The sequence below is a fragment of the Marinoscillum sp. genome (assembly GCF_040222955.1).
Classification (GTDB): Bacteria; Bacteroidota; Bacteroidia; order Cytophagales; family Cyclobacteriaceae; genus Marinoscillum.
The window spans coordinates 1-15,065 of sequence record NZ_JAVKCA010000013.1 but is presented as its reverse complement, the minus strand read 5'-3'; the positions used below and the strand labels follow the sequence as shown (position 1 = coordinate 15,065).

General features: G+C 45.8%; 17 protein-coding genes. 9 read left to right on the top strand and 8 right to left on the bottom strand.

Translation table 11 applies throughout. The features are described from left to right. Window positions 1-22 precede the first annotated feature (22 nt). From RIH33_RS12410 to RIH33_RS12375, 8 genes are all read left to right on the top strand, one after another. Window positions 23-736 (top strand): pyridoxine 5'-phosphate synthase, encoded by a 714-nt coding sequence (locus tag RIH33_RS12410; protein WP_406651111.1) that lies wholly within the window; start codon window positions 23-25, stop codon window positions 734-736. A 16-nt stretch (window positions 737-752) separates the two neighbouring features. After that, on the top strand, window positions 753-1,517 hold the full coding sequence (locus RIH33_RS12405; protein WP_406651110.1) for an alpha/beta fold hydrolase: 765 nt from the start codon (window positions 753-755) through the stop codon (window positions 1,515-1,517). A gap of 7 nt (window positions 1,518-1,524) precedes the next feature. Continuing rightward, window positions 1,525-2,238: an SAM-dependent methyltransferase gene (locus RIH33_RS12400; protein ID WP_406651109.1), complete on the top strand. Its 714-nt coding sequence runs from the start codon at window positions 1,525-1,527 to the stop codon at window positions 2,236-2,238. A 58-nt stretch (window positions 2,239-2,296) separates the two neighbouring features. Beyond that, window positions 2,297-3,550: a methionine adenosyltransferase gene (gene metK, locus RIH33_RS12395; RefSeq protein ID WP_406651108.1), complete on the top strand. Its 1,254-nt coding sequence runs from the start codon at window positions 2,297-2,299 to the stop codon at window positions 3,548-3,550. Between the two features lie 128 nt (window positions 3,551-3,678). Next, window positions 3,679-4,188: a hypothetical protein gene (locus RIH33_RS12390; RefSeq protein WP_406651107.1), complete on the top strand. Its 510-nt coding sequence runs from the start codon at window positions 3,679-3,681 to the stop codon at window positions 4,186-4,188. Window positions 4,189-4,197: 9 nt separating this feature from the next. Then, window positions 4,198-4,734 (top strand): RNA polymerase sigma factor, encoded by a 537-nt coding sequence (locus RIH33_RS12385; RefSeq protein ID WP_406651106.1) that lies wholly within the window; start codon window positions 4,198-4,200, stop codon window positions 4,732-4,734. After that, entirely contained in the window at window positions 4,731-5,471 is a 741-nt protein-coding gene (locus RIH33_RS12380) for a hypothetical protein (RefSeq protein WP_406651105.1), read from the top strand. The genes RIH33_RS12385 and RIH33_RS12380 overlap by 4 nt, the downstream gene beginning before the upstream one ends. A 44-nt stretch (window positions 5,472-5,515) precedes the next feature. Beyond that, entirely contained in the window at window positions 5,516-6,262 is a 747-nt protein-coding gene (locus tag RIH33_RS12375; RefSeq protein ID WP_406651104.1) for a TerC family protein, read from the top strand. Here RIH33_RS12375 and RIH33_RS12370 read toward each other — a convergent pair. The 7 genes from RIH33_RS12370 to RIH33_RS12340 all read right to left on the bottom strand — a co-directional run bounded on the left by RIH33_RS12370 (window position 6,252) and on the right by RIH33_RS12340 (window position 12,245). After that, window positions 6,252-6,713 carry a heme-binding domain-containing protein gene (locus RIH33_RS12370; protein WP_406651103.1) on the bottom strand — a complete coding sequence of 154 codons (462 nt, stop codon included), beginning with the start codon at window positions 6,711-6,713 and terminating at the stop codon, window positions 6,252-6,254. The two genes, RIH33_RS12375 and RIH33_RS12370, sit on opposite strands and share 11 nt — an antisense overlap. Window positions 6,714-6,792: 79 nt before the next feature. Continuing rightward, window positions 6,793-7,443 carry an NADPH-dependent F420 reductase gene (locus RIH33_RS12365; RefSeq protein ID WP_406651102.1) on the bottom strand — a complete coding sequence of 217 codons (651 nt, stop codon included), beginning with the start codon at window positions 7,441-7,443 and terminating at the stop codon, window positions 6,793-6,795. A gap of 45 nt (window positions 7,444-7,488) precedes the next feature. Continuing rightward, window positions 7,489-7,917 (bottom strand): MarR family winged helix-turn-helix transcriptional regulator, encoded by a 429-nt coding sequence (locus tag RIH33_RS12360; protein ID WP_406651100.1) that lies wholly within the window; start codon window positions 7,915-7,917, stop codon window positions 7,489-7,491. Window positions 7,918-7,969: 52 nt separating this feature from the next. Next, entirely contained in the window at window positions 7,970-9,160 is a 1,191-nt protein-coding gene (locus RIH33_RS12355; protein WP_406651099.1) for a sodium ion-translocating decarboxylase subunit beta, read from the bottom strand. 2 nt (window positions 9,161-9,162) lie between these two features. Beyond that, a complete protein-coding gene (locus RIH33_RS12350) occupies window positions 9,163-11,016 on the bottom strand; it encodes a biotin/lipoyl-containing protein (protein WP_406651098.1) in 1,854 nt (617 codons plus the stop codon). Between the two features lie 6 nt (window positions 11,017-11,022). Next, the gene (locus RIH33_RS12345) at window positions 11,023-11,259 is read right to left on the bottom strand and encodes a hypothetical protein (protein WP_406651097.1); all 237 of its coding nucleotides are present in this window, start codon (window positions 11,257-11,259) and stop codon (window positions 11,023-11,025) included. A 542-nt stretch (window positions 11,260-11,801) separates the two neighbouring features. Further along, window positions 11,802-12,245 carry a hypothetical protein gene (locus RIH33_RS12340; protein WP_406651096.1) on the bottom strand — a complete coding sequence of 148 codons (444 nt, stop codon included), beginning with the start codon at window positions 12,243-12,245 and terminating at the stop codon, window positions 11,802-11,804. A gap of 211 nt (window positions 12,246-12,456) precedes the next feature. Here RIH33_RS12340 and RIH33_RS12335 point away from each other — a divergent pair, with 211 nt between their 5' ends. After that, window positions 12,457-12,828, top strand: coding sequence for a hypothetical protein (locus tag RIH33_RS12335; RefSeq protein WP_406651095.1), 372 nt, complete (start codon window positions 12,457-12,459; stop codon window positions 12,826-12,828). A gap of 1 nt (window position 12,829) precedes the next feature. Here RIH33_RS12335 and RIH33_RS12330 read toward each other — a convergent pair. Beyond that, window positions 12,830-15,065 (bottom strand): hypothetical protein (locus RIH33_RS12330; protein WP_406658711.1); only part of this gene is annotated, 2,236 nt, incomplete at its 5' end.

The window sequence follows — 15,065 nt, the reverse complement described above, 5'->3', positions numbered from 1 at the left end:
CTTCGGATTCAGTGTAACAACTATGACCAAACTTAGCGTAAACATCAACAAAATTGCAACCCTTCGCAACGCTCGGGGGGGGAATAATCCTGACGTAATCCAGGTAGCTCTTGACTGTGAGCGCTTTGGCGCTCAGGGCATCACGGTACACCCTCGCCCGGATGAACGACACATCCGATATGATGACGTCATGCAACTCGCACGGGTTGTGAAAACGGAATTTAACATAGAAGGATATCCGGATGACAGGTATATGGAAATCATCAAAAAAGTTCGGCCCGCGCAAGCCACTCTGGTGCCAGACGGTCCGGATGTGCTCACTTCCAATGCCGGGTGGGATACGGTTCAGCATCAAAAGCAGCTTACTGAAATCATCCGTACCATACAAAGCTGGGGGGTGCGCACATCCGTATTTGTGGATCCTGATATAAAAATGGTGGCAGGTGCCAAAACAATAGGCGCTGACAGAATCGAACTATATACAGAACCTTATGCCGCAGAGTTTGCCCGCGACAAAGCCGGGGCAGTGGCTGGTTATGTAGTAGCAGCCCAGGAAGCCCAAAAGCTAGGGCTGGGATTGAATGCCGGACATGACCTGGATTTGGACAACCTGAAATATTTAAAAACAAACATTCCATACCTGGATGAAGTCTCCATAGGGCATGCACTGGTTTGTGATGCTTTATACTACGGGCTAGAAAACACCATTCAGATGTATCTGCGTCAGCTACAATGAGTTTATTGAATAACACATGAAACTAAACTACAGAAAATTAGGGTCTGGCTCCCCGCTCTTTGTCTTGCATGGAGTATTCGGTTCCTCAGATAACTGGCAAACCCTTGGGAAGGAGTTTGCCGAACACTTCACAGTCTATCTGATCGATCAAAGAAACCACGGCAACTCTTCACACAGCGGCGAAATGAATTATGAAGTGATGGCCTCAGATCTGCAGGAGCTGATGGACGGCGAAGGGCTTCAGACCATTTCCATTTTAGGACATTCGATGGGGGGTAAAACCGCCATGAATTTTGCGGTAACTTATCCCGATCGGGTGGAAAAATTGATTGTGGTGGACATTGCACCCATCTATTACCCTCCGCATCACCAGCAAATATTTGAAGGGTTTCACTCAATTGACCTTCAGCGTATTGAAAGTCGCAAGGAAGCTGATCAGCAAATGGCCGAAAAGGTAAAAGAGTTCGGAGTAAGGCAGTTTATCTTAAAGAACCTTACCCGCAATGATGATAACCAATTTGCCTGGAAAATTAACCTGGAGGCGATCGAACAAAACATCGAAACGTTGGGTAGGGGCCTTACTGATGGGCAAACTTTCAATAAAAAAACCCTCTTCATCGGAGGATCCAAAAGTGATTACATTCAGCAAAAAGATCATCAGACGATCCTGAAACATTTCCCTCAGGCAACTATAGAGATGGTCGGGGATGCCGGACATTGGGTGCACGCCGAAAAGCCCGAGGAATTAAAGGCATTGGTAGTAGAATTTCTTCAACAATAAAACATTCATGCAAAAAGGCTCCGTTTTTCTTATCCCCACCTACCTCTCCGATCATCATGAGGCTTCATTTCTGGCACCCCTGGTGCTGGACGTCATCAAAAACACCGACTATTTCCTGGTAGAGAACGTACGGACAGCACGCAGGTTTATCAGTAGCCTCAAGCTTGGTCTGGACATCAGCACCCTGGCATTTGAGGTATTGGATAAGAAATCAACCCCATCCGAAATCAGCCAATACATGGCTCCGGTAATCGCAGGAAAAGATGTTGGAGTCATCTCAGAAGCTGGTCTTCCGGGACTGGCCGATCCTGGCCAACTGGCTGTGACTTTTGCGCATCGAAACGGTCTGCGGGTCATTCCTCTTCCCGGGGCGTCATCTATTCAAACAGCAGTTACCAGTTCAGGATTCAGCGGTCAGCAGTTTACATTTCATGGTTATTTGCCCATCCAAAAAGCTGAGCGCCTGAAAGCCATAAAGGATCTGGAGCAGCAACTCAACTCCACCGGGTACACGCAGGTATTTATGGAAACACCTTTCCGCAACATGAGCCTGATATCCGATCTTGTAGACACCCTTTCACATCATGTCTATTTGAACATTGCAGCAGATATATTCGGACAACATGAATTTATCAAAACGCAAACCATCGCGGCGTGGAGAAAACAGAAAAAGGATTTGCATAAAATACCGTCTGTGTTCAGCATTGGTCATTTCTCATAAAACCTTCTGATAATTCGCTGAAAATCCTAAATTTGCTCCCTTTTAAGAAAATAGATTTATGTCATACCTATTTACCTCTGAGTCCGTGTCTGAAGGGCACCCGGACAAAATTGCCGATCAGATTTCTGATGCACTAGTTGATCACTTTTTGGCTTTTGACCCGCAATCCAAAGTAGCCTGCGAAACCCTGGTAACTACCGGACAGGTGGTACTGGCCGGAGAAGTAAAATCCAAAACTTATCTGGACGTACAGCAGCTCGCACGGGATGTGATTAGGAAAATAGGCTACACCAAGTCGGAATACATGTTTGAGGCCAACTCATGCGGCATTCTATCTTCTATTCACGAACAGTCACCAGATATCAATCAGGGCGTAGACAGGCAAGATCCTAAGCTACAGGGTGCTGGTGATCAGGGCATGATGTTCGGCTATGCCACTGATGAGACTGAAAATTACATGCCTTTGGCTCTGGACATCTCTCACCGCATTCTCAGAGAACTTGCCGCACTCAGGAGGTCCAATGATGAAATCACTTATCTGAGACCTGACGCCAAGTCGCAGGTGACTATAGAATATTCTGACGACAATCAGCCGGTAAAAATAGTGGCCATTGTAGTGTCCACACAGCATGATGATTTTGATGAAGAGGCCAAAATGCTGGAGAAAATCAAAAAAGATATTATCAGTATCCTCATCCCAAAGGTGAAGGCGCAGCTAAGCCCGGAACTTCAGAAGTTATTTACTGATGACATCAAATACCACATCAACCCTACCGGAAAATTTGTAATAGGCGGACCTCACGGTGACGCTGGACTCACTGGCCGCAAAATCATTGTAGATACTTATGGTGGTAAGGGTGCCCATGGAGGCGGAGCCTTCTCTGGCAAAGACCCTTCTAAAGTGGACAGATCGGCTGCCTACGCCACACGACACATTGCCAAAAATCTGGTAGCCGCTGGTGTTTGTAAAGAAGTATTGGTACAGGTTTCTTATGCTATTGGGGTGGTGGAGCCTATGGGAATTTTCATTGATACCTATGGTACTTCCAATGTAGACCTTACGGACGGAGAGATTGCCAGAAAAGTAGAGGAGATCTTTGACATGACGCCTTATGGAATAGAGACCCGACTGAAACTGAGAACTCCAATGTACCTGGATGCCGCTGCCTACGGCCACATGGGCAGAAAGTCGGAAACCGTAACCCGCAGTTTCACCAACGGCGAAGGAGAAACCAAGTCTATGACTTTCGAGACTTTTACCTGGGAAAAACTGGATTACATCAACCAGGTAAAAGGCGCATTTAACTTATAAAAAGCGTACACAGTGTGCCGCAAGGAATTTGAAAGGGTGACTGACTATCGGTCACCTTTTTTTATTTCAGAATGTCCCTTTTCTATGGCCGTGGCATTGTAGGGTTAAACAATTTAAAATTGAACCCTATGAGAACGATCTTATTCATTACCACCTTTGTTCTACTGTATGCCTGCACAGATAGTGACACCCCTGTCCCGGACGCTACACCCTCCGAACAGGAAGTGGACACCACTACTCAAAATGGCACTGAGGACCCTGAAGCTTCCACCTACTCCATTCAGGGTGATTGGACTACCCAAATGGAGAAACACACATTTTGTCAGATGCCTGCCAATGAGTGTAGCACAGAAGACTATTTTTCCAGCCAGCAATTCTTCATCGGAAGCATGAAGTGCACCCCGGACTCGGTCTTTTTCTACAATGAAAATGCCCCTGATAACCTCTACGGTAAATATTCCTACGAAATGCTGGATACAGCCACCTTCGCCATCGACTTGGGAGCCAACACTTTAATTTACGGCATATTTCAGGTCAATTGGTCTGATCCTGATCAGCTCTCCCTTACCAATGAGTTTTACAACGAGGACTCCACCTATTTTTTCTCCGATATTTACTTTTTCAACAGGGATCACTAACCTCCTGACATGACCAGGGAAGAAGAATTAGCGTTGATAGAAGCCAGTAAAAAGGAGCCGGGTGCTTTCCGGCCCCTTTACCAAAAATACTATGGCCAAATCCTTGGGTACGTGGCCAAAAAAATCGGCAACACTGCCCTGGCTGAAGAAATCACTTCAGACGTTTTCTTCAAAGCACTTACCAAAATTAACCTTTTCCGGCCCTCAGGACATTCCATCTCTCCATGGCTCTATAAAATAGCCCTGAATGAAATCAGGATGCATTTTAGGAAAACTAAAAAAGAGAATTTCCTATTTGACAGGAACACCTTAGTAGAACCTCTTCATCTTTTTGAAGTGCCAGGAGATCATGAAGTGCTTGAGCGGCTGGAAAAAATACTCCTCAAACAAAAGGAAAAAGACCTCACCCTGCTGGAACTCCGGTTTTATCAGGGGCTCAAATTTGAAGAAGTAGGGCAGGTATTGGGCATGACTCATGAAAATGCAAAAAAGAAGACGTACAGGTTGCTGGAAAAACTTAGAACAGAACTAATGGAGAAGGTATGAGCAATGACAGGAAAATAATATGGAACCCTGAAGAACCGGTATTTCTCTCCGATTCCTCCAGAGATTTTGACCGGCTGGTTCGTCGGGCGCAGCAGCGAAAGTTCACCGTAAAAGTCTGGCGCCAGGCCACCACCGCATCCATTATGGGAATAGGGGTGCTCACCGTGATCTTCTTTAATCAACCCGCAACGGAGCCCCCAATTCCGAATAATCATACAACACCTTTTTCGTCAGAGACTGGCCCTTTCGTGGCACCCATGAGCATAGTGAAAATCCCCGATAATGCCCCTCGAGCTTCTCATCCCGAAGTGGTGATGCCGGTCGCAAACGACAAGCCTGAAGGTGAACCGGTTCAGGAGAAAGAAAATGCTGCCTTCACACCCACGGAGTATACCCAAGCATACCCTGCCGTGGGAATAGACAGCTTATATGCTTTCTTCAATGCGGGTATTCATGAAATACTGAAAACAGGTAAGTATCCTGTAACAAGCGCCAAAACAACCGTTAATTTTATGATTGATCAGACCGGCAGGCCGGTTGAAATAAGTGTGAAAGCACTTGAACAACCGGCATTGGAACATAAAATCATTGAACTGGTAACAAGTATGCCACACTGGAAACCAGCCACCGCTAATGGAGAGCCGGTAGCTACATGGTTTGCCATCCCACTTGGTCTGGAGTATCAGACAGTTCAGGACTCAGCTGAAGCTGCATCCACCATCCGACCGGAAAATTAAAGCTTATTGTAGGTGGCCTTTTCCTGATTAATTATATTTCCCCCATGGAAATATTTCTTCAACCAGAAGCATGGATTGCCCTACTTACCCTTACCTTTTTGGAAGTGGTTCTGGGCATTGATAACATCATATTCATCTCCATCGTCACCAATAAGTTGCCCCAGGAAAAGCAAGGGAAAGCAAGATCACTAGGTTTGACCCTGGCTCTGGTGTTTCGTGTCGGGCTACTTTTAGGAATCACCTGGATCATTACCTTTACAGAGCCCTTGTTTACTGTATTCGATATAGAGATCTCGGGCAGAGATTTGATTTTGCTGGCTGGAGGGCTCTTTCTCCTCTTCAAGAGTACCCTGGAAATCCATCACAAAATGGAGGGTGAAGAAGGTCACGAAAGCGATAAAGCGGTACGGTCTTTTACGGGCACGATCGTTCAGATTATTCTGCTGGACATCATCTTTTCGTTTGATTCCATTCTCACCGCCATTGGGCTCACCGAAGAAATACTCCTCATGATCATCGCGGTGGTCATTTCTATAGGCATTATGATGATTTTTTCTAAGAAGATCAGTGACTTCATTGGCCAGCATCCCACATTGGAGATATTGGCACTATCGTTTCTGATCCTTATTGGCTTTATGCTGATGGTAGAAGCGCTCCACTATCACGTACCCAAAGGATATATTTACTTTGCGGTATTCTTTTCCCTGGTAGTGGAAATGCTCAACATGAAAATGCGCAAGAAAAGAAACCCGGTCAAACTGAGAAAGCGTATAACCGCGCCTAAAGAGTAATTTCTCCCATGCGCTCTTTAGCCCAACTTATCAATGCTTCTATTTGAGCATCCGTAAGGCGACCTTCCGGGTGAGTGACGTTGTAAATGGGCAGCGGCATTTCTCCCTCTTCCACCATTTCTATCACTTCTTCCAGTTTGTGGTGCTTCCTCTTCGCAGAGTATGTTGCCCACTCTGAAAAGTTCAGCTCATCTCTACCCTCGTTGGTGTCATGTATGACCAGCCATGAGACTGGTGCCACACTGGCATACCAGGGATATTTGGTTTCATTAGAATGGCAATCGTAACACGCCGCCTTCAGAATACCACTTACTTCCGCATTCACCAGCACTTCGTTGTGAATATCTCCTGGGTTATCAGCGCTGACAGCCGGCTTCTCTCCGGGGAAAAACTGAATGATTACCAATCCAATAATTAAAAAATAAGCGATACGTTTAATCCATTTTTTCATGGAATTAAAATTACAACATACCACTTATTTTTCGTTCATCCCATCCAATAATCTTCCCCGTTCAGAAAGGGACTCTGATTTACTGCTTTAATAATTTAAAGGCATGTGACCACCTGTTCTCCAAAAACCCAGGAATACACCACAGAATACACAGCGGCTCTATCACCCTGGCTGCAGCCGCTTTACCCATGTCCTCCACTTCCCAGCCAAACTTCACCAATACATCAGAGACCTCCGCCTTGGCTTCCGGGTTATTACCCGCTATGAACATAGAGGGCTTCTGGTCTCCAAAATCAGGATTGACCATTAAGTGAGCCCCCACACTATTAAATGCCTTCACAAAATGAGCACTTGGGAATGCCTCCTGGAGATGCTCCATTAAAGATTTTCTCAGGTCTGTGAAAAATGCGAGCACACCGTCCTCCGGGGCTGCTTTATCATCAATGGGGTTGGTAGCATCTATAATAACCTTCCCTGACAAAATTGCCTCGCCAATCTCCCGGAGGATTCCTTCGGCAGCAACACCCTTCACTGCCAGCACAAGGATCTCTCCAAACTTAGCCACCTCATCGAAGGAGCCGACCGAAGCAAGAGGTCCGGCAGCCGCTTTCCAATCATCCAGCTTAGCGGCGTCTCTCGTCCCAATTTTCACTTCGTGACCTAAGGCCACAAATCCGTCAGCAAGTGTCGTCCCGACGCTTCCTGATCCAAAAATTCCAATCTTCTTCATTTACTATTTATTATTGCTTGTACAACTAATTTAAATTATAAAAAATTACTCCTTGAGCAGTTCACTTGCATCATAAACCACTCCGGACAAACCTGCGGCGGCCTTCTCACCCAAAACAGCATTGTACTCACTCAGTAAATGGCGCCAGGCGTTCTCCAAATCATCATTCAGTTCAGCACCCTTTTGTGTAGGATGCAGTCTGCTCGATTTTCCCTCGGATATTCGCTGAATGAGTCCCTTTTTTTCCAGCTTATCCAAAAACCTGGTAATGGTTGAGGGGGTCATGTGCATTTCCTTTGCTACTTCTGATGGAGAAACACCGGGCACCCTGTTGATGGCCATCAATGCAAAGGCATGAGAAGGCGCCAACCCCGTGGGAGCAAATGATTCTTCAGCCAGCCTGGTCAGGTTTCTGGCCAGAGAATTTGCCGAAAAATACAGGCAGTCACAAAATATGGATTTTCCTTCAGTCATAATTGTATGTACAAGCAATATACGGTAAGCGAAACAAAGGGTTACAAATAAATTACCCTAAAAATGAAATCAGCACACCCGCCGCCACTGCGGAGCCTATGACTCCTGAAATATTACTGGCCATGGCATATTGCAGCAAATGATTATTGGGATCATGCTTCAGCGCAATCTCATTGGCCACACGTGAAGCCATGGGCACAGCACTCAAACCTGTAGCCCCTATCAGAGGGTTGATCTTCTTTTTGGCAAAGAGGTTATAGACTTTCACAGCATAGATGCCCCCGGCGATAGAGATGGCAAACGCGATGAATCCACCCACTATAATCAGGATGGTTTCCATATTCAAAAAAGCTTTGGCGGTCATGGTGGCTCCTACTGCCAGCCCCAAAAAGATGGTCGCGGCATTCAAAATGGTGTCTGATGCAGCCTTATGTAGACGACCTGTAGAAACGCCTATTTCCTTCACCAGATTTCCAAACATCAACAGGCCAATCAACGGCACGGAGGATGGCACAAGCAGCGCTACGATGGTGCCCACGCCAATGGGAAAAAGTATTTTCAACGTCTGAAGGTCCTTGATTGGGCGCTTGGATGGATATAGCTTATCCTGCTGTTTCATGTTGATCAGAAGTTCCTTATTATTGGTAGTGAGCCGAACCACAAATGGAATGATTACAGGTACCAGCGCCATGTAAGAATAGGCCGCAATGGCAATGGGACCCAACAGGTGGGGTGCGAGCTTGATCGTTGTGTAGATAGCTGTGGGGCCATCAGCTCCACCAATGATACCGAGTGCTGCGGATTCTTTCAGCGTAAATCCAATTGCCACTGCAGAAATCAAAACAGTGAAAATCCCAATTTGCGCCGCGGCACCGAAAAAGGCCAATCGCAGGTTGCGAAGCATCGGCCCGAAATCAGTCAATGCTCCTACTCCAAGGAAAATAATTGGTGGTAGAAACCCAGTCTTTATCAGCGAATAATAGACAAAGTTCATAATGCCATGATCCCTGGCTATCTGGTAGAGTGTCAGGTTTTCATCAATCTTCTCCACGCCCATCTGACCGCCCGGAAAATTGGCGATCAACATTCCAAAGGCAATAGGAACCAGCAGCAACGGCTCGTATTGCTTCTTGATGCCCAGGTAAAGCAAAAAGAAGGCGATGAATATCATGAGTAAAATCTGAGGCGCATCCACAATATCCTGGATGGCCGTCATCTGGTAAAGTTTCTCTAAAAGTTCCAATTCTAGTTCAGTTTAAACAAGACATCATCATCATACACATCGTCACCTTCCCGCACCAGGATCTCCTGCACCACTCCGTCGTTGTCTGATTTCACTGCGTTGGTTACTTTCATCGCCTCTATGTAGCAGACTACATCTCCTTTCTTCACCGCATCACCCACTTTCAGGGGCTTTTGTCCAGCATCTTTTGTCATAAAGATCTTACCCTCCAGTGGTGCAATGATTTCATGGGATACACCATTGGAAGCCGCCTGGCTCCCTGCGGCTGAGGGCTTTTCGGAGACTCCTCCATCACCACTGTAGCTAATGGACACCCTGAACTTTTGACCATCCACATCCACATCCAAAGTAGTGGGTTTAGTGGCTGGAGCGGAGGCTCCTGGTCCGGTCACACTTTCTGCCCTACGCTTAGCCAGGTCTGCCTCAAAGTCACTCTTGGCTTTGCCTGACTTATAAGCTTCATACTGCTGGGGATGCATGGCATACTCAAAAAGCTCTTCATCATCCTGCCCGGTATCCCAGCCAAGTTCCTCCATTTTCTTGCGGAAATCCTCCAAAGCGTCGGGTTGCAAGTCCTGCGGGTCTCCTTCGAAAAACGATCTCTCCTGCGCATTGGCCAGTTTCTTCAGTTCGGGGGCCAGCTCTCCAGGCACCCTTCCTGATTTCCCCAGGAGCATGTCCCAGGTATTGTCGTCGAGGAGCGACCAGCGATCCTTGCCTTTTTCCATTTGCATGACATTGACCAGTGCCGCATTTTTCACATACTGGCTATAGGGAGTTACCAGCGGAGGATAACCCATTTTGGGCCAAATCTCCTGCACTTCTTCAAACAACTTAATGAGTAAATCATCCTGAGTGAGTGGGGCCTGGTTGTTTTTCTCTTTCCATTTATTCAGGCCTTTGAGGTTGTTTTCCAGGTCCGACATCAAACTGCCCATCATACCTCCGGGCAAACCGGGGCCTATCAGCAAGGCATTCATCAGCCTGTTTTTGGGGTTGATATAATACCCCAAAAAATCATCTATAAACTCCTGAGTGAGTGATCGTGCCTGCATGTAGGCTTTCATGTTGATGTCCGGAAGGCTAAAGCCCGCATCTCGGAGCACCTCATGTACCGTGAGCAGGTCGGCATGACCGGTACCAAATGAAAGCGGTTCCATCCCCACGTCAATAAAGTCTGCGCCAGCTCTGGCAGCCTCCAGTGAAGATGCCACCGAGAAGCCGGGACCAGAGTGGCCGTGGTAAGTCACCGGAATGTCCTTATTAAGCGCTTTGATGCCTGCCACCAGCTTACCCATGGAGGCCGGACGACCTATTCCGGCCATGTCTTTGATGCAAATTTCTTCGGCTCCCATGGCCATCAGCTCTTCGGCCATTTGTAGGTAATAGTCTACCGTATGTAGCCTGGAGTGGGTAATGCACAGGGCTGTTTGTGCAATCATTCCCCCCTCTTTGGCATAATCGATGGAGAGCTTAAGGTTTCGCGTATCATTGAGGCCGTCAAATGACCTGGAGATATCCGTGCCTTGCAGTTTTTTTAATTTAAACATTAACCTGCGCACATCTCTCGGAACAGGATACATGCGAAGGCCATTCAGTCCGCGCTCCAGCATGTGCGTTTGTATGCCCGCTTCATTGAAAGGCTGGGTCCAGTCCCTTACCGATCTGTTGGGGTTTTCACCATACAGGAGGTTGATCTGCTCAAACCCGCCACCATTCGTTTCTACCCGGCGAAAGCAACCCATTTCTACAATGGGTTCTGCTACCCTGATCAGCTGATCTACCCGGGGAACATACTTACCGGAAGATTGCCACATGTCCCTATAGACAAGGCCAAGCCCTATTTCCTTTGCCATGATATATTAATTTAATTTTTCTACCCGAGTCACGTGTCCCTTGCCTTCTGTGAAGATGCTGACCGCCGCGGTGATGGCTGCCAGTCGTGTCTTTTCCAATTGATCATCTGCCGGCACAGGAGCCAGCCTGTTGACAACCCTGATCAGCAGGTTGCCCGTAATGACCACCAGCAGCAACACCACAAATACGGTGATCATGCCGATGCCTAAGAGTGAAAATGCTGTAGAGAGCGTTGAATCCATAATTGGGTCTAGATTGGTTCCTAATCAAACTTAGCGAATACTTACTGGACTTACCATCAATCAAAGTTCTATTGAACTTCATCATCTTAAAATAACCAGCCTCAGGTATGGGAATGACATTAGTCAGGGAGGGTTGTCTGCCAAGCCGGGAAAAACAGACCTAAAGTTTCCTCAACCCATGCGCATGAAAAAAAATTCTATGCTATAAAAAGCTCAACCGATGCTTATAAAAATAAATTCTATGGGCCTCGGTTTGTGGTGTTCGGGCTCAGGGTTGATGGGGCACACGCTCCGCAGTTTGTCACTTGCGCTGAAGAATACTCGTAGTCCAGAGCAAATGAAAATCATCCTGCCTTTACAGGATTTTGGAGTCGGCCAGTCTCTAATTGATGGGAATTTGTGGATTGCACCCGTATCTCGCTTGTTGGTCACAAGACCAACAAGGGCGGAGGGTTCCTAAACTTTGATCACAATAATCAAAGGAGTCGAAATAATCGTCAATAAACTTCACGGAAGCAGTGCTTACGAGAGGAGGTGAGATTTTAACGTGTTATTGATTTGCCGTATATTTCTCCTGATTCAGCATCTACTCGATACTGGAAATCACCAGCATATACAATCAACAATTCTTTGCCTTTGTACTTTCCTACATACTTTTGATAATGTTCAGGAGTCGCGAAATCAGCTTCCTTTTTTAGTTCAGGAACTTCGGACTCGAACCCAGTGACATTTTTTGAAGGAAACTTCCACATTAACCTACCTGAAAAATCATAAGCAAATAGTAATTGGGGGTTTTCTCTTACTCTTTCTCGCCATAAAAAATGACTGTCCATATCATTCCAATCTATTCCTTCTTCTGAAGGATAAATATTAAATATTACCCTATTTGCTGTTTCTATTATTTGATCGAGAACAGAATTTTTTGAACAAAAAATTTTTACTTCCCCTATTGTCAATGTCTTATTGGAAATCTTTTCGTAATGCATCAATTAAAAATGTTATCAAGTCTATCAACTGATTGGAACCAGCTCCTTGGAATGGCGAGTGTCAGGAGACACTCAACATTATTACATTCAAGTCTCCCGCTGGAAGATTTAAAAATTTTGTATTTATAGTTTTATGTAGCCTCTGCCGGTACACGTGAGGATGTGCTAATAGAGGATTTTTTTATAGACTTCTAACTAACTTACAGGCTCTATGCTCCAATACAACAAACTATATCAATCCCTCAAAAAAGTAACCGCAGAATGGCATGCAGGACATGTAGAATATTCTTTTTATTGGGATTTCATGAGGTTTTATGATGATGGCACTGTAATAAGTTGTAACAATAACTCTAATCAAAGCCTTAATAATTGGTTTTATAGAGAAAATAGAGATGCCTATTTTAACAGAGGTACTTTTGAAAAGAAGAACAATATAATCTCATTGAGAATACCTGTCGCTGCGGGTGTTTTAGAATATGAGGGGCAAATTCAACCTGACAAGCTGGTATTATTTGTGGAAAACAATGTAACCAAATACAGGTCGGTAGACTACTTTGAATTGATTGATTTGATTGATAAATAGATCAATCCCCTACATACTTGTAAACCCCATTCACACTATCCCATTCATAAGCTCCTTTATTTACTAAATCTTCCATATAGTCTATTTCTTTTCCAAAACCACTTTTAAGTCTTTGGCCATTGATTGTTTTGAATGAAAAATCTGGATTTAATTGATACTTTAACAAATCATTATTTGGGTCACTGAGTACCACTATATCCGCTTTATCACCAGTAAGCTTGTCTAGCCAGGGTTTGTTAAAGTCATCCCAGAATGCAGGCTCATCCATCCGGTAGTACCACTCATTGGTGTTGAGCATTTTGTAACCGTCCTTTGATGCAGTGGTAAAATCGGATGCATACGTTTCAGGAAAGTCCAGATCGGCCAAAGCCCTTTGGGTGTCATCCACAAGCGTGCCGTCTGGAAGACTCTTGCGGTAAACTCCAATCAAACCTTTTGGATTTTCCAAATCCCCAACGATGGTTCTATTCGGAATCCACGTAGGTTTGAAAGTCAACGTCTTACCTAGATTTGAAAAACTATTTGTCCTCCTCATCAAACTTTCCAGCCCATCAGCGGCATTGACCGTTAGCAATCCAATTTGGATGTAAAAGCTAACTTCTCTCCATTCATTACAAAGCTCTGAGTCGTCAGATTGACAAGCCAGGTCGGTAAACGATACCGCAAAATCCGAAACGGCCAACGTCAAGCGGAAAAGTGTTCGGACAGTTCTTGCAGTCTGATATGCCTTGATTGCTGCACTAACTTCACCCACCCCAACAGCAAGCAATGCAATATCAAGCCCTGTAGAAGCCAGATGTTTGTTAGTTTCTGAATTTTTCTTCTCAATGAAGAAAGCAGCTAATATGGCTGGAAGACTCTTAAGTTCAGTTCCTAGCTGTAATCCAAGGTTTTCATGATCATCATTGACAATGACCAATACTGGATCGAACAAACCAACCCGGGCATGAAGGGTGGAAGATTGTTGAATATTTTGAAGACCATAAGGTGTCCATGAAGCCGTACTGATTGCCCTTGTAAAGTCGAGCTGCCCTGCTTCATAGCTTACTTCTGCTACGGAAATGTAATCCAACGATGCAGAAGTATGATTGAGCATGTTAAAATCAAAAACTGCCTTGATCTCTTTCTGCTCTTCTTCGGTAGTTGAGGACTGATAGAGTTTCATGATCGATCGAAACAATCCCTGATGGGTAGAGATGTTATCAAAGCTTTCAAAAAGCCCTTCCCAGTCGCCGTAGCCTTCAAGACCCATGACCAGCTCGGCAACCTGATGGTACGGAACTTCTTCTAATAACCTGATGATCAACTCTTCCTGATGTTCGTTAGTCATCCATTCGCCATTAACCATCCAGTCGATGTATTGTACCCGGCTAGCTGCCGTTATCAGTTCATAGGCACACTGAGGTAATCTTGTGAGGGCACTGTAAGCTGCATTGCCTTCAGTAGATGACACGTTGTCCACCAATGCCTGGAACAAGCTTTGTGGTGGGGAGGTCAGCCACGTGGACAAAGAGGGTGAGCTGGTCTCATCCACTATAAAAGATAGTTTATTGCCTGTTTCTGATAACGTATATGAAAACAGGGTCTTACCACCTGAAGTGCTTGTCTGTTTCGAACCAATGTCTACTGTGTAACTTCCCTGAGAGGGAAGCTCATCTACCTTAATATCTATTTGGATATCATTTATTTCAAAGCGAACACCACCACGTTTGCCATAGGTTACTTCACTGGTGCTGACAGCATAATCAACTTTGATTTCAACCTCGTTTTGCCCCATGCTTTTGGCACACATCATACCTAGCAGGTTGGCTGCCCATATATCGCTGTAGGTAGGATCGTAGTAGGCCCCCTCCTCATCATCCTGCAGCCAGCTGGTCACACCCTCGGGGTTGTGTACATTGTCCCATTGGTGTTTGTACAGGTGGGTGGCTCCGGAAGAACCTGCCCCGGAAGATGAATAGTCCATCAGGTTGTCAGTGGAGCCCTGGGTAGCAATGAAGGCTTCGGGGCTGAAGGTATGCCGCAGCCTGAAGGCGCCATGGGCCAGCTCATGGGCAATCGTGCGGGGCAAGTCGCCGGTGGATCCTGTCCAGATGTAGCCATACTGCCGTTTGAAGGGCATGAAGCCTGCCCGGGCACCCGAACCAGGAATCAGGAAGAGGTAATAGGCGTCCTTGTCGGTGTCCCGGCTCTTCTTAAAGTCTTTCTGGAACTGCTTCATGTTCTTCGGAAAGCTG